Origin of the sequence: Mycobacterium sp. URHB0044 (genome assembly GCF_000620625.1) — a bacterium.
Taxonomy (GTDB): Bacteria; Actinomycetota; Actinomycetes; order Mycobacteriales; family Mycobacteriaceae; genus Mycobacterium.
Genome location: NZ_JIAW01000010.1, coordinates 20,508 through 39,166, shown reverse-complemented (window position 1 = coordinate 39,166; position 18,659 = coordinate 20,508). Strand labels below are relative to the sequence as shown.

Sequence of the window (18,659 nt, the reverse complement as noted above, 5' to 3'; positions counted from 1 at the left end):
CGCCCAGGACGCAGGGTCAACGCAGCCGGAACAAACAGACCCGCTTCTGCCCAGCTCACTCGAAAAAGCTGGGCAATTCGGCCACTGGTCTACCAAGGGGCATGGGGACCGTTGCTGCGATACGGCGCTCCGGCCACCGCTCGGGTTGTCGGAGCCCCCGCCTACGATTCCGGCGTGGCTCTACGGCTGAGGATGTACGCGGCAATGGCCATCGCGGCGGGACTGGCCGCCTACCTGCTCGGGTCGAGCGTGCCGTGGAGCGTCGTGGTCGGCGTCGCCGCGCCGGTCGTCCTGGCCGCCATGCCGCAGTTCCTCCTCGGCGCGTTCCGGGGAGCCACCACGCTGGTACCCGAGACCGCGGAGATGTCCGGCACGGACTTCGAGGACCACGTCGCCAGGATCGCCCGCAAGTGCGGTGCCCCGGTCATCATGACGCCCGTGACGGGCGACTGGGGTGTCGACCTCATCGTCGGCTGGCGGCCGAATCGGATTGCCATCCAATGCAAACGGCAGTCCCGCCCCGTCGGCACCAGCGCGGTGCAGGAGGTGGTGGCGGGTGCGCCGATGCAGGACTGCACTCAGACGATGGTCGTGACGAACCACGACTTCACTCCTGCAGCACGCAAACTCGCCGAGTTGCACGGCTGCGTACTGGTGGGCGGGAGCGAACTCACTCGGCTCGGGTCGACCATCCGCCGGCTCACCGCGCCGGACGGCGTCAGGTGAGCGCGGCGCGCACCGCCTCGACGGCGGCGTCGAGTTCCTCGCGCGACGCCGTCAGCGCCGGCCGGAACCGCACGCTGGTGGCACCGCTGGGCAGCATGATCACGTGCTGGTCCCACAGCCGTTGGACCAGTTCGTCGCGCTGCTCGGAGTCCGGCATGCTGAACGCGCACATCAGGCCTCGGCCCCTGGGGTCGAGCACCCGTCCAGGGAACTCCTCCGCGAGATCGGTCAGCCGGTCCAGCAGGTGACGTCCCGCCTTGGCGGCGTGCACCATCAGCCCGTCCGCCTCGATGGTCTCGAGGATGCGCCGCGAGCGCACCATGTCGACCAGGTTGCCACCCCAGGTGGAGTTGATCCGCGAGCTGACGTGGAACACGTTGTCGGCGACCTCGTCGACCCGCCCGCCGGCCATCACGCCGCACACCTGCGTCTTCTTGCCAAAGGCAACGACATCGGGCGCGACACCCAATTGCTGGTAGGCCCAAGCGGTTCCGGTCATGCCGCAGCCGGTCTGCACCTCGTCGAAGATCAACAGCGCGTCGAACTCGTCGCACAACTCCCGCATCGCGGCGAAGAACTGCGGACGGAAGTGCCGGTCGCCGCCCTCCCCCTGGATCGGCTCGGCGATGAAGCACGCGATGTCGTTGGGGTGCGCCTCGAAGACCGCGCGCGCCTGGCGCACCGACTCGGCCTCGACGGCGTCCATATCGGCGTCGGGGCGGATGAAGGGCGCATCGATGCGCGGCCAGTCGAACTTGGGAAACCGCGCCACCTTGTTCGGGTCGGTGTTGGTCAACGACAGCGTGTAACCGCTGCGGCCGTGGAAGGCACCGCGCAGGTGCAACACCTTGGTGCCCAATTCGGCGTCGATCCCGCGCGACTCGTTGAGCCGGCTCTTCCAGTCGAAGGCGACCTTGAGGGCGTTCTCGACGGCCAGGGCTCCGCCGTCGACGAAGAACAGGTGTGGCAGCGCCGGGTCACCGAGGACACGCGCGAACGTCTCGACGAATCGAGCCATGGGGACGCTGTAGACGTCGGAGTTGCTCGGCTTGTTCACCGCCGCTGCCGCCAGTTCCGCGCGGAATCCTTCGTCGTCGGCAAGCGCCGGATGGTTCATGCCGAGGGCGGACGACGCGAAGAACGTGAACATGTCCAGGTAACGCGCGCCGGTGCGGGCATCGACGAGGTAGGAGCCCCTCGAACGGTCGACGTCGAGGACGAAGTCGAGGCCGTCGGCCAGGATGCTGCGCGCCAACACGTCGCGCACGTCGTCGGGGGCGATGGTCGAAGCACGGTGCGCGCGCGGCGAGAGAACGGCAGTCATGCTGCCATCGTAACGGATTATTTACGGGGCTACACCTGACATACCGGATTATCTACGGTACGCAGTCGCGTCCCTCGTAAAATGTCTGTAAGATGATGGTGCTTCGGGTGCGAACATTGGCTGCCGTGCGGATCTGTTGCAGCAGGTCTTCCAGGGCCCGCGCGGACTTCACCCGCACCAGGAGCACGTAACTTTCGTCGCCGGCCACGGAGTGGCAGGACTCGATCGCATCGATGTGTTCGAGCCGCGCGGGGGCATCATCGGGTTGAGACGGATCGAGAGGGGTGATGGCGACGAACGCCGACAGCATGTTCCCCACTGCCTCGGGATTGATCCTCGCCCGGTACCCCGTCACCACTCCGCGGGACTCGAGCCGTCGCACCCGCGACTGCACCGCGGACACCGACAGACCGGCGCTCACCGCGAGGTGGGCCAGCGTCGCGCGACCGTCGGCCACCAGCTCACGCGCCAAGATCCGGTCGATGTCATCGAGCTCCTCGCCGGCGTCCGTCATGGCCGGAGACTATCGCAGCAACCACGATCAGAAAGCGGCATCATGACCACCATGCAGACACCGACGACCGCATTGCCCACCGCAGACGACCTGCGCGGCCGGGTGCGAACCGCGCTGCAGGCCATCGGCGCCCACGCGCAACTCGGTGCGCCCGGCACGACGGGCATGCCCGCCAGTACGCCGATCACCGGCGACGTGTTGTTCAGCATCGTCGAGACCACCACCGAGCAGGCCGACGCGGCGATCGCCGACGCGGCAACGGCATTCGCGACCTGGCGCGTCACGCCGGCGCCAGTGCGTGGCGCGCTGGTGGCACGCCTCGGCGAGCTGCTGGTCGAGCACAAGGCGGATCTCGCGACGCTCGTCACCGTCGAGGCAGGCAAGATCACCTCCGAAGCGCTCGGCGAGGTGCAGGAGATGATCGATATTTGCCAGTTCGCCGTCGGGCTGTCGCGCCAGCTGTACGGCCGCACCATTGCCTCCGAGCGTCCGGGCCACCGGCTGATGGAGACTTGGCATCCGCTCGGCGTGGTCGGCGTCATCACCGCATTCAACTTCCCGGTCGCCGTGTGGGCATGGAACACCGCGGTGGCCCTGGTCTGCGGCGACACCGTGGTGTGGAAGCCGTCGGAACTGACGCCGTTGACCGCAATCGCCTGCCAGGCACTCATCGAGCGGGCTGCTGACGACGTCGGCGCGCCGCGCGGGGTCGCCCGCCTCGTTCAGGGCGCCCGCGAGATCGGCGAGCAACTGGTTGACGACCCGCGGGTGGCACTGGTGTCGGCCACGGGCTCGGTGCGGATGGGCCGGCAGGTGGGACCCCGCGTGGCGCAACGGTTCGGCAAGGCGCTGCTGGAACTCGGAGGCAACAACGCGGCGATCGTCACTCCGTCCGCCGACCTCGATCTGGCCGTGCGCGGCATCGTCTTCTCCGCCGCCGGCACGGCCGGTCAACGCTGCACCACGTTGCGCCGCGTCATCGCGCACAGCAGCGTCGTCGACACCCTCGTCGAACGGATCGTCAAGGGGTACGCCAGCCTGCCCATCGGCGACCCGTCCTCGGACGGCACGCTGGTCGGGCCGCTGATCCACGAACGCGCCTACCGCGACATGGTGGGCGCGTTGGAGCAGGCCGCTGCCGACGGCGGCGAGGTGATCGGCGGCGACCACGTGAACCTCGGCGACGGCTCGTACTACGTCAGGCCCGCCGTGGTCCGGATGCCCGCGCAGACCGCCGTGGTGCACGACGAGACCTTCGCGCCCATCCTCTACGTGCTCACCTACGACGACCTCGACGAGGCAGTCGCTCTGAACAACGCGGTACCGCAGGGCCTTTCGTCGGCGATCTTCACCACCGACATGCGCGAGGCTGAGCGGTTCATGGCGGCCGACGGTTCGGACTGCGGCATCGCCAACGTCAACATCGGCACGTCCGGGGCCGAGATCGGCGGGGCGTTCGGCGGCGAGAAGCAGACTGGCGGAGGCCGCGAGTCAGGGTCCGACTCGTGGAAGGCCTACATGCGGCGCGCCACCAACACCGTCAACTACTCCTCCGAGCTGCCGCTCGCCCAAGGGGTCCAGTTCGGCTAGCACGTCGTCGGTGTCCGCGCCCAGTTCGGGCGCAAACCCGGCCACATGGCCCGGTGTGCGCGAAAACCACGTCGGCACACCGGGAAAGCGCACCGGCCCGTACTTGGTGTTCACCGTCTCGAACAGCCCGACGGCGTTGAGGTGCGGGTCGTCGAACAACGCGTCGGGGGTTTGGATCGGCGCCGCCGGAATTTCGAGCTCCCGGAACAACGCGAGCCATTCGGCGGTGGTGCGTTCCTTCAGCGTCTGCGCCACCAAACCGTAGACGACGTCGATCTGCTTGGCCCGCCGTTCCAGCATCGAGTACAACTCGCTGTTCCACGCGGGCTGCACGGCGGCGATGAACGCGTTCCAGTGCTTGTCGTTGTAGATCAGCGCGGCGACGTGACCGTCCTTGGTCTCGTACGGTTTTCGGTTCGGCGCGACGGTGCGCGGATACACCGCAGGGCCCAACGGCGGATCGAACATGGCGCCGTTGGCGTGCTCGACGAGCATGAACGAGGCCATGGTCTCGAACATGCTGACCTCGACCTCCTGCCCCTCGCCGGTGCGCTCCCGGTGGAACAGCGCCATCATCGTCGCGTACAGCGCGGTGAGGCCGGCGACCTTGTCCGCCATGATGGTTCCGACGTAGTTCGCCTCGCCCGTGAGCTGTTCCTGCACGGCGGGGATGCCGCACTCGGCCTGGATGGTGTCGTCATAGGCGGGACGATCGGCCTCCGGGCCGCGCCTGCCGTACCCGTAGCAGTTGGTGTAGACGATGTTCGGGTTGATCGCCGCCACGTCGTCGTAGCCGAAGCCCAGCTTGATGATCGCCTTGGCGCGCATGGAATGGATGAACACGTCAGCACTTTCGATCAGCGCGCGTAGTGCTTCGGCGCCCTGCCCGGTACGCAGGTCGAGTACGACGCTGCGCTTGCCGCGGTTGACGTTGACGAACACACCGCTCATGCCAGGCGCGGGGCCCACGGAGATGTAGCGGGTGTTGTCGCCTGCGGGCGGTTCGACCTTGACGACGTCGGCGCCCATGTCGGCCATGATCTGCGTGCAGTACGGGCCCATCACCATCGCGGTGAGGTCGATGACGCGCACCCCGGTCAGCGGGCCGCTAGCCACGGTTTACGCCCTGGTTGGCCATCGCGAAGCTGTACCCGATGTGCTCGGCGTGCCCGTTGGGCAGGACGGGGAAGATCACTGGGGCCGACGCGTCCCGGATGGCGTCGACGTTCGCCGCGACGTCCTCGACGGTCCACGACTCCCGGTGTACGCCTGGTGTTTCGGCGACGACGGCCCGGGCCACCCGGCCTGCGATCGCGATGAAGAGCTCACCGCTTGCGGTGCAGGACTCGTGCGACAGCCAGCCGACGGTCGGCGCGACCAGTGCCGGGTCCATCGGCGGGTAGGCCGACGTGTCGAGCCCCTCGGCCATTCTGGTCACCGCGGCGGGGACGATGGCGTTGCACGTGACGCCGTGCTCGGCGCCCTCCAGCGCCGCCACGTTCACCAGTCCGATCACCCCGGCCTTCGCCGCCGCGTAGTTGGCGACGTCGGCGTTGCCGTACAGGCCGCCGATCGACGACGTCAGCACGATGCGTCCGTAGCCGGCGTCGCACATCGGGCCGAACGCGGGACGCACGACGTGGAAGGCGCCACGCAGGTGGACGTCCAGCACGGCGTCGAAGTCCTCGTAGGACATCTCGCGCAGTGGCGCCCGCCGCACGTTTCCGGCGTTGTGCACCAGAACGTCGACCCGGCCGAATCGTTCGAGCGCGGCGCCGATGATCGCTTGACCGCCGGCCGCCGTCGTGACCGATTGGGTGCAGGAAATCGCTTTTCCCCCGGCGGCATTGATCTCGGCGGCGACGTCGTGTGCGGGTCCCTCGTCGACGCCCTCGCCGGTCAGGCTGCCGCCGATGTCGTTGACCACGACCTTCGCGCCGCGCGACGCCAGCAGCAGCGCGTACGCACGACCCAGGCCGCGCCCGCCGCCGGTGATCACGGCGACGCGGCCGTCGTAGCGCAGTTCGGCCGTACTCAAGCGAAAGATTCCTCACCGGCGAGCTTGGTGCGTTGCAGCAGACGGCCCGCGGTGGGGTCGTAGGGCGTCGCGCGGTGCATGGTGCCGGTGTTGTCCCAGATCACCAGGTCCCCGACCGACCACCGATGACGGTAGGTGAACTGCGGTGAGGTGGCCCAATCCCGCAGCCGGACCAGCAGTTCGGCGCTGCGGCGGTAGTCCATGTCGACCACGTGGCGGGCGGTGGCACCCAGCACCAGCGACTTGCGGCCGGACCGGTGCGTCCAGACCAGTGGCAGCTCGCGGTCTCCGATGGCCTGCATCTGGCGCAGCGTCCTGACGTCTGGTTCCGGCTCGTAGTAGAACAGCGTGTTCCACGCCGAGTGCATCACCCGCAGCGGTTCGATCGCGGCCTTGTCATCGTCGGACAGGTCGTCATAGGCGGCGTAGGTGTTGCAGAACTCGGTGTCGCCCTTGCCGTCCGAACCCAGGGCGACGCTCTGCAGCAGCGACGCCAGGATGGGGACGTCGTTCATCGTGCCGTCGAGATGCCAGTACAGCGAGCCCTTCAAGTAGTCGGCCTGGCGGTTGACGCCCTCGTCCAACGACACCTTGTAGAGCTTCTCGCCGCTGTTCTCCGGCGCGAACGTGCCGAGCGTCTCGGTGAAGGCGATCTGCTCGGCGTCGGTGAAGCCGATCTTCGGAAACACCAGCACGCCACGCTCTTCCAGCAGACCGCGGATGGCACCGGCATGCTCACCGCTCAGCAGGGCCCGCTTGTCGGCACGGATCTCGGTCCCGATGCGGGGACTGAGGTCGTGTACGTCCAGCGCCGTCTTCGCGGTGGTCACTTGCCGACCTCCAGTCCGTCGAGTTCGCCCTTGTCCCGCCACTCCTTCAATAGATCACCGAAGGCGTAGAACCCGGGACCGTAGGGCTCGCCGAGGTGGCTGCGGATGCCCTCGCCGCCACCGCCGCCCTCGTTGTTGTAGTACCCCGGTGTGCATTCCGCGTCGAAGGCCGAGTTGTCGATCGCGTTCTCCCGGATCGTCGCACACCACTGGTCCTGCGCTTCCTGGGTGGGCTCGAGCGCGGTGACGCCCCGGTTGAGCGCCTCGGCGATGACGTAGGCGATGTGCTCCCCCTGCAGTTCGTAGTTCGCGGCGATGTTGGCCGAGATCCCCACTTGGGTGAAACCGGTGAAGAACTGGTTGGGAAAGCCGCGGCTGGTCATGCCGTGCAGCGTCTTGAACCCGTCGGCCCAGTGGTCGTAGAGTGACACGCCGCCGCGACCCTCGATGGCGTCGATGGAGTAGCGCCGACTGATCTCGGTGGTGATCTCGAAGCCGCTGGCGTAGATGATGCAGTCCACGTCGTATTCGACGCCGTTGGCGACGAATCCCGTTTCGGTGAGCCGCTCGACGCCCTTGGACTCCGACACGTCGACGAGCGTGACGTTCGGGCGGTTGAACGTCGGCAGGTAGTCGTCGTTGGAACACGGCCGCTTGCACAGGAATCGGTAATAGGGCTTGAGCGCTTCGGCGGTGTCGTCGTCCCGGACGAGGGCACCGACGCGGCGGCGCAGCCGCTCCATCAGCTTGTAGTCCTCCTCCTCGCGGATGCCCATGAACTGCTCGGGCGTCAATGAGGCGGGATCGGGCAGCGCGAGCACCCGGGCCGCGGTGTTGCGGCCGAGTTCGGTCCAGAAGTCGCACACCAGGTCCGGCTGGCCCAGTGCCATGCCCTCGAACGTCCAAGAGTGGAAGTTGCGCTGTCGTTCCTTCTGCCAGCCCGGTTGCAGCGACTGCACCCACTCGGGATCGGTTGGCGCATTGTTGCGCTCGTCGACGGTTGACGGCGTGCGCTGCACGACGTAGACCTGCTTGGCGTACTTGCCGAGGAACGGCACGATCTGCACCCCGGTGGCGCCGGTGCCGATGATGGCGACGGTCTTGTCGGCGAGCTTGTCGAGCACCGGTTCCGCCGAGGTGCCGCCGGTGTAGTCGTAGTCCCACCGCGACGAGTGGAAGCTGTGTCCCTTGAAGTCGTGGATACCGGGAATGCCGGGCAGTTTGGGCCGGTTGAACGGACCCGACGCCATCACCACGAAGCGGGCGCGTAGGTCGTCGCCCCGGTTGGTGGTGATCCGCCACCGTTCGATCCCGTCGTCCCACTTCAGGTCCCGCACCTGGGTGGAGAAGATCGCCCCGTCGTACAGGCCGAAGTGCTTGCCGATGTTGCGGCAGTGCTGGTAGATCTCGGCGCCGTCGGCGAACTTCTTGCTGGGGATGAAGTCGAGCTCCTCGAGCAGGGGCACGTAGCAATATGATTCGTTGTCACACTGAATGCCCGGGTAGCGGTTCCAGTACCATACGCCGCCGAAGTCGCCGCCCATCTCGATGATCCGGACGTCGTCGACGCCGGCCTTCTTGAGGTAGGCCGCCGAGAGCAGCCCGCCGAAACCGCCGCCCAGGACGGCGACGTCGAGGTCCGTGTCGATGGGATCGCGCGCCACGTAGGGCGTGTGCGGGTCGATCTCCGCGAATTCGGCGTAGCCGTCGCCAGTCTCGACGTACTGCTTGGAGCCCTCCTTGCGCAGTCGCTTCTCCCGCTCGACGCGGTAGCGCTCGCGCAGCGCGGGGATGTCGACGTCCTCGGGCGTCTGCGTGGGACCGCAGGGCTTGGCCGTCGTCATGCAAGCGCCTTCGCAGGCAGCGCTCCGGGATGCAGCGGGGCGGCCATCTCGTGCACGGCGGGCAGCACCTCTTTGGCGAACAGCTTGGTGCTCTCGATCGCGTCCTCGTACGGCATGGTGCCGAACTGCGGGACGATGGTGACCTCGGAGAACGAGCACGCTTCCTGGGCGGCCTTCAGCTTCTCGAAGATCACCTCGGGCGTCCCAATCAGTAGGTTCGACGCGTGGTAGCCGGGCATCTTCTTGGTGCCGGGTTCGGGCTTGTCACCCTGTACGGCCTCGGCGAGCACCGCGGTCGCCGACGCTTCGCGGTTGGCGTAGGCCTCATAGCCCTTGACGCCCTTGAAGTTCGACGCGTCGGCGAAGCCGTAGTGCACGGTGACGTCCCGGTTGGCGGTCCAGATCCACTCCTCGGTGGCGCCGAGGTCGGTGCCTTCTGGTGCGCAGTACATGAACATCACGTTCTTCGGCTGGCAGGGTTCCAGGCCTTCCTCGGCGCGGAAGGTGTTGACCTTCTGCACCTCCAGGCCCGCGTCCCAGATCGGCTTGTTGCCGACGAACAGCGGCACCATGCCGCGGCGGGACAGGATCTCCAGGGATTCAGGGGTCGAGGATGAGCTGTAGATGCGCGAGAACAGGTCCTTGCTGACCGGCTCGGGCCGCAGTGACATCTCCGGGAAGGAGAAGATCTCTCCGTCGTAGGAGAACCGCTCGCCGCTGAAGGCCAGCTTCAGGATGTCCAGGCACTCGTTGAACCGGTCCCGGCTCTCCTCACGGGGAACGCCGACCGCGTCGAATTCGGACTTGGACACGCCGCGTCCGATGCCGATCGTGGTGTACCGGCCCTTGGACAGGATGTCGAGGTAGGCGATCTGATGTGCCAGCCGCACCGGGTTCCACCACGGCGCCACCGCGACGAAGGTGCCGAGACTGACCCGCTCCGTCCGCCCGGCGAAGTAAGACAGCGCCTGAATCGGGTTGGGCGTCATGCCATATGGCGTGCCGCAGTGCTCGGGGAACCAGATGCCGTCGAAGCCGAGGGGTTCGGCGAGGTCGCCGAGCGCCAGCGCGCCGTGCACGCACTCCCAGTCGGGGGTGGCAGGCGGAGTGCTGAAGTCACCGGCGAGTACCCGGTCCCAGTCGTGGGAGTTCTGCGCACCGGTGCCCAGGTTGACTTTCATGTGATCGTTTCTCCTTCTCAGGTAAGGTCTTCGGGCTCGCCGACGCCCATGTACTTCGACAGTTGGTAGTGCAGGTTGACGGTGCTGCGTTCGCGATACGGGTTGGGTTTGGTGCCGGGGAACCCGAGCGACTTCATGCCCTGCTGGACGGCGGCCATGTTCGAGAAGTCCTGCGGCAGCACCGAAAGCCAGTTCGGGTCACCGACCGGGGTGTAGGCCCATTCCGTCTGTGGCTCTGCGCCCTTCGGGTACAGCTCGAAGACGGCGACCTCGAAGATGCACTTGTCGGGGTTGTAGCTGGGATCAGGCCGCGCGCTGTAGCACAATGCGCTGGTCACCCCTTGGCCGATCTGGAAGTTGGGGAAGATCTGCCACGCGGTGCCGCTCTGGCCGAGGATGTCGGCGGGGATGGTCGGCCAGATCACGCCGCGCGCCGCGTCGTCGTTGCGGGCTGAGGTCAACCAGTGTTCGAGCACCTTGTCGGCAGGCGTGCCCTCTGGCAGTTCGTCGACGAGCCGTTTGGCCGCGTTCACCAGTGTCTCGGTGGTGGTGGCGTTGGTCTGCTCCCACGTGTACATCTGCATCTCCGCGGTGGAGACGCGCGGATCGTCACCGGTACCGAGCCGGATCTTGGACTTCGTCGCCTCCATGTCCTTTGGCGCGTCGTAGCCGATGTTGCTGTGCTTCCCCTGCGCCTTCGCCCAACCCTTGAACTCGCCGAACTTGTTGAACTCCGGATGGGTCGTGAACACGTGGTAGGTCTCGTTGAAGGCCTCCATCGCGACCTTCCAGTTGCAGTCGAAGTTCAGCCATTTGCGCCACTTGTAGCGCATGTTCTCCAGACCGAACGGATCGAGGATCTTCGCTGCGGGAAACAGGAAGTCCGCCAACGGTTCACATTCGGGGTCCATGTTGATCCACAGCCAACCGCCCCAGGTGTCGACGTTGACGTGCGCGAGATGGGTGTTCTCTTCAGTCAGCGCGCCCCGCCAGTCGTCCTGCTCGCGGATGTGGGTGCACGCGCCCTGCAGGTCGTAGGTCCAGCCGTGGAATCCGCAAACGAACGACTTCCTGGTCCGGCCGCACGCGTTCTTCGCGCCAGCGGGAGCGTCGACGAGGCGGCGGCCGCGGTGCATGCACACGTTGTGGTGCGCGCTGAACTCATTGGGTCCCGTGCGCACCACGATGATCGAGTCGTCGAGGATGTCGTAGGTCAAGTAGCCGCCCACCTCGGGGATCTCCTCGACGCGCCCGACCTGTTGCCACACCTTGCGCCACAACTTGTCTCGCTCGGCACGGGCGTAGACCTCGGAGGTGTAGGCCTGCACCGGAATGGTGGTCGGAGCCGAAAGCTCCTCGGGCACCTCGACCGTCTTGTCGTCGATGTCAGTCATCGCTTCTCCTCCGGGGCCTGCTTCATGGCCGTTTGATTTCTGCACGGAAGGCCTCGTCGGCGAGGAACAACGACGTGTGATCGGGGGCGAGGTGGCTCCACTTGAGGTCCAGGCCACCGTCGACCAGCAGCGTCTGCCCCGTGACGTAGCTCGAGAGATCCGAGAGCAGGAACAGGATGGCGCCGGCCTGCTCCTCCGGCGTTCCCCGGCGCCCCATCGCAATGGCGCTGCGGTCCCGTTCGGGATCGGGGTCGACGTAGGTTCGCGAGGCGGCCGTCTCCGTCACTCCCGGTGCCACCGCGTTGACGCGGATGCCGTGGGTGGCGAGCTCCAGGGCCATGGTGCGGGTCATGGCGATCACTGCCGCCTTGGCGGTGCCGTAGGCGATGTGAAACGGCGCGGTGTTCATCCCGCTGATCGAGCTGATCGACACGATCGAACCCGGCTTGCCGGTCGACACGAGTTCGGCGGCCACGGCCTGGCTGGTGAAGAAGGCGGTTTCGAGGTTGGCGGCGAACAGGTCTCGCCAATCAGAACGCGTCACGCGGGTCGCGGGCATCCAGGTGGCGGGCGCCGCGCCGCCTGCGACGTTGACCAGTCCGTACAGCTGGCCCTCGGTGCGGCGGACGTGATCCATGACCGTGGCGATGCCGTCGTCGGTGGATGCGTCGGCGGCCACGGGCACGACCGCGAGGCCGCGTCGAGCGAGCGGAACGACGTGCTCGTCGAGGTTTTCCTTGGACCTGCTGACCGCGATCACGGTCGCCCCAGCCTCGGCGGCCATGGCGGTCACAGTGGTACCGATGCCTCCACCACCCGCGCCGGACACCACCACGATGCGGCCGTCCAAGCTCAGTAGATCCGACATGACCCGCTTTCTCTGGCGGACTATTTGTCCGGACAACATATGGTCCTCTGCCAATTGGAGAACACTATTCCGCAGGTGCGATGCGCTCGTCAAGGCTGGATTCGGGGGACCGCTGTCTATTGTCTGGACTAGCTGGCCTTGCTATGGTCCGTTCCGTGAACGGCGGACCGACGACGCGCTACCCTGCCCCGACCTCCCCGACGGTCGCCGACGGCTGGCGGTTGGAGCGCGTGACCGCGCCGAGCCGGCTGTTCGGCGCCAATGGCCTGCGCACCGGTCCCGAAGGTCGCATCTACATCGCCCAGGTCACGGGCAGCCAGATCAGCGCGCTGAACATCAGGACGGGCGACGTGGAGGCCATCAGCCCCAAGGGCGGCGACATCGTCGCGCCCGATGACGTGGCCTTCGATCCGAGTGGAAACCTGTTCGCCACCGAGGTGATGGACGGCCGGGTCAGCGTGCGCGAGACCGATGGAACCACCCGCGTGCTGCGCGACGACGTCCCGTCCGCCAACGGCATCACCTTCCACCAGGGCCGGTTGTTCGTCGGCGAGTGCCGCGAAGGTGGCCGGCTGATGGAGTTCGACCTGACGGGCGGACCACCGCGGATCCTGCTGGAGAACGTACCGTCGCCCAATGCAATGGAATTCGGTCCCGACGGGCTGTTGTACTTCCCCGTGATGGGCGCCAACGAGATCTGGCGGATCGACCCCTCCGGCGGCGAACCCGAAACCGTTGCGAGCGGCCTCGGCGTGCCCGACTCGGTCAAGTTCGACGCCGACGGCTTCATCGTCTCCACCCAGGTCGCCAGCGGCCAGGTGCTACGCATCGATCCCCGCACCGGTCAGCAGACCGTGTTGGCTCAGCTGACACCTGGCCTCGACAACTGCACGATGGTCGACGGAAGGCTGTTCGTCTCGAACTTCACCGGCGAGATCACCGAGATCCTCGACGACGGCGAAACCCGGACCACGCTGCCCGGCGCCATGAACTGGCCACTGGATCTGGCCGTCGGGCACGACGGACGGGTCTACGTCGCCGACGGCACCTATTTCTACGTGCTGCAGCCGGACGGCTCGCTGCAGACCGTCGGCATGCTCTTCTCCCCCGGCTATCCGGGCTTCCTGCGCGGCCTGGTGGCGTCGGGTCCCGGCGAGTTCGTGGTCTCCACGTCGGGCGGCCAGATCGCCCGCTACCGGCCCGCGGCCGATGAATGTGACTATCTGGCAGACGGTTTCGATCAGCTCTACGGCGTGGCTTTACGGGGCGATGACGTCATCGCGGTCGAACAGGGCACCGGCCGGGTGATCTCGGTCAACGCGGGCGGCGTCGAAACGCTCGCCAGCGGTCTCGACGAACCGGTCGGGGTGACGGTGACACGCGACGGCGCGATCCTGGTCGCCGACACCGGCCGCGTCGTCGAGGTGCGCGGGTCGGGTACGGAAACCGTGGTCTACGGTCTTGGCTGCCCGCAGGGCATTCTGGCGTCCGACGGTCAGCTGTTCGTCGTGGACGCCGGCGAGAAGAGCGTGATCGCCGTCGACCTCGCCACCGGGGCGCGCACCACGATCGCCGCGGGATTGCCGATCGGTCCGCCGCCCGGCGTGCAACCCAAGCCGCTCAAGGGCATGCCGCCGTTCTCAGGACCGCAGGGCCCCTTCGCAGGGATCACCGCAGGGCCGGATGGCACGCTGTACGTCTCGGCCGACGGCGAGGGCAGTGTCATTGCGCTGCATCGGAGTCGATCGACATGACCGTCGCGCCGGCCGATCACAGATACCTGCAGGTGGCACGCACGCTGCGCAAGGAGATCGTCGACGGGGTCTACCCCGTCGGCTCGCAACTGCCCACCGAACACGAACTGTGCGAACGGTTCGCGGTGAGCCGCTACACCATTCGCGAGGCACTGCGCCGCTTGCGGGACGACAACCTGGTGGCGTCGCGGCCCCGCACCGGGACCACGGTCATCCCTCGCGCGGCGTCGAACTCGTACGCGCAGGACAACATGACGATCAACGACCTTCTCGCGTTCGCGAGCGGCGCAGAACTCGACATCGAATCGACCCAGATGGTCGCGCTCGACGCCGAACTCGCTGCGCGTACAGGACTTCCCGAGGGTGATCAGTGGCTGGCGGTCCTCGGCTTCCGGCAAGCGGTCGACGCCGATTACACCCACTGCTGGACCGAGTACTACATCAACCGGGCGTTCGCCGCCGTCGGCAGGATGTTGCAACGTCACACCGGTCCGATCTTCCCGCTCATCGAGGACCTGTTCGGTATCAGCGTCGTCGAAGTGCACCAGGAGATCGGCGCGGTTCTGGTTACGCCGGAACTCGCGGAACGCCTCAACGTCGCCGCGGGTTCGCCCGCCGTCGAGGTGCGCCGGACCTACAAGACGTCGGACGGCGAAATCGCCCAGGTCACCATCAACACGCACCCGGCCTCTCGCTTTCGGCACACGATGACCTTGCGTCGGGTCAAGGGTTAGATCGACGTGGCGAGCGGCCGCAAATCGACTGGCGGACGGTCGATCCGGTGGGACGACGAACGCGCGGCGGATGCCTACGATGCCGGGCTGTGGGTACGCGGCACCTTGGCCGACACGTTGCGGGAGGCGGCGCGCTGCACACCCGACCGCATCCTGCTGGTCGACGGCGACACCCGTCTGGACTGCCGCGGGCTGCTCGCGAAGGCCGAAGCGTTGGCCACCGCCCTCGTCGAGCGCATGCCCGAGGGCAGCGTCGTGTCATTCATGCTGCCCAACTGGCCCGAGGCGGCAGTGGTGTACCTCGCCGCAACACTGGCGGGGATGGTGGTCAACCCGATTCTGCCGTCGCTGCGTGAGCACGAACTGCGCTTCATCCTCGGCGATGCCGGTACCCGGATGATCCTCGTGCCCAGCTGTTTTCGCGGACACGACTACGCCGCGATGCTGACCCGGGTCTCCGACGCCATGGAAACCCCGCCGGAGGTCGTGGTGGTGCGCGGCGAGCCCGGCGCGCACACCGCCTATGGCGATCTGTTCGGCGCGTCCGCCGGCGACCGGCTTCCTGCGCTCGACCCCGATGCGTTGCGCATGATCCTCTACACGTCGGGCACCACGGGAAGGCCCAAGGGCGTTCTGCACTCGCACAATTCGATGCATGCGCTGATCTGCCAGATCCGGGACCACTGGCTGGTACAACCGGGGGACAAGTTCCTGGTGGCATCACCGATCGCGCACATCGGCGGCTCCATCTATGCCTTCGAGTGCCCGCTGCTGCTCGGTTCCACCGCGGTGCTGATGGAACGGTGGGACGCTGCCGACGCAGTCGACCTGATGAGCGCCGAGGGCTGCACGCACATGGCTGGGGCAACGCCGTTCCTCGAGCAGATCCTGGTGGCGGCCGAGCGTGCGGGTACGCACCTACCGGATCTCAAGGTGTTCATCTGCGGGGGTGCCTCGGTGCCGCCGTCGTTGATCCGCAGAGCGACAGCATATTTCGACCGTGCCGTGGTCACCCGGGTGTATGGCTCGACGGAGGTGCCGGTGACGACGGTCGGTGCACCGCACGACGCCGAGCGGGCCGCCGACACCGACGGCCGACCGGGCATCGCGGACGTCAGGTTGGTCGAGGGTGAGATACGCGCGCGCGGTGCCCAGATGCTGGTCGGGTATCTGCACGCCGCAGACGAAGCGGGTTCATTCGACGACGAAGGCTACTTCCGCACCGGCGATCTCGGCCGCTGGGACGGCGACTGCCTGGTGGTCACCGGCCGCGCCAAGGATCTCATCATTCGCAATGGGGAGAACATTTCTCCCAAGGAGGTCGAGGACATCCTGGTGGGCCATCCCGGTATCGCCGAGGTGTCGGTCGTGGGTCTGCCGGACGAGCGGACCGGTGAGCGAGCTTGCGCGGTGATCGTCACAGCCGATACCACCGGTCCCGACGTCGCCGATCTGCGCGACTTCCTGGAGGCACACGGTGTGGCCAGGTTCAAGGTGCCCGAGCAGGTCGCCATCTGGGATGCGTTGCCGAAGAACGACGCGGGAAAAGTGTTGAAGCATAAGATCCGAGCGACGCTGGTGTCCACGGGAGGCAGTGCGGATGAATGAGACACCCGTAGCGATCGTCACGGGCGCCAGCAGCGGGATCGGCTTCGGCACCGCGCTCAAGCTCGTCGAGCAGGGCATGGTCGTGCTGGGCACCGGACGTGATGAGGCGCGTTTGGCCGAACTGGCCGCTGCCGTTGGCGATTCCGACAAGCTGGCGACACTCGCCGTCGACCTCACCGCCGACGACGGGCCCAGCCGCATCGTCGGCGCGGCGGTCGAGCGGTGGGGCCGCATCGACTTCCTGGTGAACAACGCCGGCGTCGGCAGCCCGAAGCCGTTGCACGAAACCGACGACGAATCGCTGGACTACTTCCTCGGCCTGATGCTGCGGGCTCCGTTCCGGTTGGCGCGCGACGTCCTACCGCACATGCGGCCGGGTTCGGCGATCATCAACGTGACGTCCACGTTCGCCGTCGTCGGCGGCCTGCGCGGCGGCGCGTACTCGGCGGCCAAGGGCGGGCTGACGGCGCTCACGACTCACATCGCCTGCCAGTACGGTGCCGCAGGAATCCGCTGCAACGCAGTGGCTCCCGGCGTCACACAGACGCCGATGGTGGCGCAGCGCCTCGAAGACGAGCGGTTCCGCAAGATCAACACCGAGATGACACCGCACCAGCGCCTCGGCACCGTCGAGGACATCGCGAGCACCGTGGCGTTCCTGTGCTCACCAGGTGGCAGTTTCATCAACGGCCAGACCATCGTGGTCGACGGCGGCTGGAGTTCCACCAAGTATCTGTCCGACTTCGCGTTGTCGTCGCAATGGGTGGCGCGTTGAATCTGTTCGCCGTTCTCGATCAGACCGCGTCCCGGCATGGGGATCGAGGTGCGGTCTTCAGCGGTGAGCGCCAGGTCTGCACCTGGGCGGAGTTGCGCGACCGGGCGTTGCGCCTGGCCGCCTCGATTCGGGCGTCGCATCCCGCGGGTGCGCGCATCGCGATCGCCAGTGAGAACCGGCCGGAGATCGTGGAACTCATGTTCGCGGTGTGGGCCGCGGAATGCATCGTCGTCCCCATCAACTACAAGCTGCACGCACTCGAGATGGCGCAGATTCTCGAAGATGCAGGCGTTGCACGGGGTTTCGCGTCGCCCAAGATCGGCGCCGAGCTGTCGACCGTCACCGGCGCTCCGATCGAGGTCGTCGCATCCGAGGCGTACGCACGCCGGCTGGAATGTGCGCCTGCCCCCGTGCCCAACACCGACTCTGCCGAACTCGCGTGGCTGTTCTACACCAGTGGCACCACCGGTCGATCGAAGGGCGCGATGCTGTCGCACCGCAATCTGATGGCGATGACGGTCTCCCATCTAGCGGACTTCGACGATCCGGACGTCGACGGCAGTCTGCTGCACGGCGCCCCGATGTCGCACGGCTCCGGCCTCTACATCGCGCCGTACGTGCTGCGCGGTGCGCGCCAGGTGATTCCGGAGTCGGGCGCCTTCGAGCCGGACGAGTTCCTGGACCTGTGCGAGCACCATCCGGGGTGCAGCGCCTTTCTCGCGCCAACCATGGTGCAGCGGCTGGTGCAGACCGGGCGCCAACGTCCAAGCAATCTGCGCACCGTCGTCTACGGCGGCGGACCCATGTACGTGGACAGCCTGAAGAAGGCGATGGCGGCGTTCGGGCCGATCTTCGTCCAGCTCTACGGCCAGGGCGAGGCGCCGATGACGATCACCGGCCTGCGCCGGGCCGACCATGTGAACGCGGACGACGCGACTCTTGGCTCGGTCGGTTACGCCAGATCCGGGGTGGACGTCGCCGTGCTGCGCTCCGACGGTACGAAAGCACACGTCGACGAGATCGGCGAGATCGCCTGCCGCGGTGACGTCGTCATGTCCGGATACTGGAACAACCCTGGCGCCACAGCCGAGACCTTGAAGGACGGCTGGCTGCACACCGGCGACATGGGTTCCTTCGATGCACGCGGCAACCTGACGCTGCGCGACCGCTCCAAGGACGTGGTGATCAGTGGCGGCAGCAACATCTACCCGCGTGAGGTGGAAGAGGTACTCCTTCAACACCCCGACGTCACCGAGGCCTGCGTGGTGGGCGCTCCCGACCCGGATTGGGGCGAGGTGGTGGTCGCCTTCATCGTCGGAACCGCCGCCGAGTCCGAACTGGACGCCCATCTGCTCGAGCGCATCGCCAGGTTCAAACGGCCCAAGCGCTACCTGTACATCGACGAGCTGCCGAAGAACAGCTACGGCAAGGTGCTCAAGCGAGAACTGCGAGATCGCCTGACCCTGTAACAATGGCGCC

At 67.0% G+C, this 18,659-nt stretch carries 16 protein-coding genes; 7 read left to right on the top strand and 9 right to left on the bottom strand.

Annotated elements, in window-relative coordinates; translation table 11 throughout:
- Positions 1–204 precede the first annotated feature (204 nt).
- Positions 205–726: a restriction endonuclease gene (locus N536_RS0120260; protein WP_029115281.1), complete on the top strand. Its 522-nt coding sequence runs from the start codon at positions 205–207 to the stop codon at positions 724–726.
- On the opposite strand, the gene lat is transcribed toward N536_RS0120260, so the two are convergent.
- Positions 719–2,050 (bottom strand): L-lysine 6-transaminase, encoded by a 1,332-nt coding sequence (gene lat / locus N536_RS0120255; RefSeq protein WP_029115280.1) that lies wholly within the window; start codon positions 2,048–2,050, stop codon positions 719–721. The two genes, N536_RS0120260 and lat, sit on opposite strands and share 8 nt — an antisense overlap.
- A gap of 52 nt (positions 2,051–2,102) precedes the next feature.
- Positions 2,103–2,564 carry an Lrp/AsnC family transcriptional regulator gene (locus N536_RS0120250; RefSeq protein WP_029115279.1) on the bottom strand — a complete coding sequence of 154 codons (462 nt, stop codon included), beginning with the start codon at positions 2,562–2,564 and terminating at the stop codon, positions 2,103–2,105.
- A 42-nt stretch (positions 2,565–2,606) separates the two neighbouring features.
- Between N536_RS0120250 and N536_RS0120245 the strand changes: the two genes are divergently transcribed.
- Positions 2,607–4,154, top strand: a complete 1,548-nt coding sequence (locus tag N536_RS0120245) for an aldehyde dehydrogenase family protein (RefSeq protein ID WP_029115278.1) — start codon at positions 2,607–2,609, stop codon at positions 4,152–4,154.
- On the opposite strand, the gene N536_RS38985 is transcribed toward N536_RS0120245, so the two are convergent.
- Genes N536_RS38985 through N536_RS0120210 form a run of 7 tightly spaced genes read right to left on the bottom strand, consistent with a single transcriptional unit; the run spans position 4,056 to position 12,309 of the window.
- Entirely contained in the window at positions 4,056–5,270 is a 1,215-nt protein-coding gene (locus N536_RS38985) for a CaiB/BaiF CoA-transferase family protein (RefSeq protein ID WP_155948662.1), read from the bottom strand. The two genes, N536_RS0120245 and N536_RS38985, sit on opposite strands and share 99 nt — an antisense overlap.
- On the bottom strand, positions 5,263–6,192 hold the full coding sequence (locus tag N536_RS0120235; RefSeq protein WP_029115277.1) for an SDR family NAD(P)-dependent oxidoreductase: 930 nt from the start codon (positions 6,190–6,192) through the stop codon (positions 5,263–5,265). The genes N536_RS38985 and N536_RS0120235 overlap by 8 nt, the downstream gene beginning before the upstream one ends.
- The gene (locus tag N536_RS0120230) at positions 6,189–7,022 is read right to left on the bottom strand and encodes a TauD/TfdA family dioxygenase (RefSeq protein WP_036437080.1); all 834 of its coding nucleotides are present in this window, start codon (positions 7,020–7,022) and stop codon (positions 6,189–6,191) included. The genes N536_RS0120235 and N536_RS0120230 overlap by 4 nt, the downstream gene beginning before the upstream one ends.
- Positions 7,019–8,866 (bottom strand): NAD(P)/FAD-dependent oxidoreductase, encoded by a 1,848-nt coding sequence (locus N536_RS0120225; RefSeq protein WP_029115275.1) that lies wholly within the window; start codon positions 8,864–8,866, stop codon positions 7,019–7,021. The genes N536_RS0120230 and N536_RS0120225 overlap by 4 nt, the downstream gene beginning before the upstream one ends.
- Positions 8,863–10,047 carry an LLM class flavin-dependent oxidoreductase gene (locus N536_RS0120220; protein ID WP_029115274.1) on the bottom strand — a complete coding sequence of 395 codons (1,185 nt, stop codon included), beginning with the start codon at positions 10,045–10,047 and terminating at the stop codon, positions 8,863–8,865. The genes N536_RS0120225 and N536_RS0120220 overlap by 4 nt, the downstream gene beginning before the upstream one ends.
- 17 nt (positions 10,048–10,064) lie before the next feature.
- On the bottom strand, positions 10,065–11,441 hold the full coding sequence (locus N536_RS0120215) for an SRPBCC family protein (protein ID WP_029115273.1): 1,377 nt from the start codon (positions 11,439–11,441) through the stop codon (positions 10,065–10,067).
- A 22-nt stretch (positions 11,442–11,463) separates the two neighbouring features.
- A complete protein-coding gene (locus N536_RS0120210; RefSeq protein ID WP_029115272.1) occupies positions 11,464–12,309 on the bottom strand; it encodes an SDR family NAD(P)-dependent oxidoreductase in 846 nt (281 codons plus the stop codon).
- Between the two features lie 143 nt (positions 12,310–12,452).
- On the opposite strand from N536_RS0120210, the gene N536_RS0120205 reads away from it, so the two are divergent.
- The 5 genes from N536_RS0120205 to N536_RS0120185 are packed head-to-tail and all read left to right on the top strand — an operon-like array spanning position 12,453 to position 18,649.
- Complete coding sequence (locus N536_RS0120205; RefSeq protein WP_029115271.1) at positions 12,453–14,063, top strand: SMP-30/gluconolactonase/LRE family protein; 1,611 nt, start codon at positions 12,453–12,455, stop codon at positions 14,061–14,063.
- Complete coding sequence (locus tag N536_RS0120200; protein ID WP_029115270.1) at positions 14,060–14,797, top strand: GntR family transcriptional regulator; 738 nt, start codon at positions 14,060–14,062, stop codon at positions 14,795–14,797. Before N536_RS0120205 ends, N536_RS0120200 begins: the two co-directional genes overlap by 4 nt.
- Positions 14,798–14,839: 42 nt before the next feature.
- Positions 14,840–16,405 carry an AMP-binding protein gene (locus tag N536_RS0120195; RefSeq protein WP_029115269.1) on the top strand — a complete coding sequence of 522 codons (1,566 nt, stop codon included), beginning with the start codon at positions 14,840–14,842 and terminating at the stop codon, positions 16,403–16,405.
- A complete protein-coding gene (locus tag N536_RS0120190; protein ID WP_029115268.1) occupies positions 16,398–17,180 on the top strand; it encodes an SDR family NAD(P)-dependent oxidoreductase in 783 nt (260 codons plus the stop codon). Before N536_RS0120195 ends, N536_RS0120190 begins: the two co-directional genes overlap by 8 nt.
- Complete coding sequence (locus tag N536_RS0120185) at positions 17,177–18,649, top strand: long-chain fatty acid--CoA ligase (protein WP_029115267.1); 1,473 nt, start codon at positions 17,177–17,179, stop codon at positions 18,647–18,649. The genes N536_RS0120190 and N536_RS0120185 overlap by 4 nt, the downstream gene beginning before the upstream one ends.
- Positions 18,650–18,659: the final 10 nt, after the last annotated feature.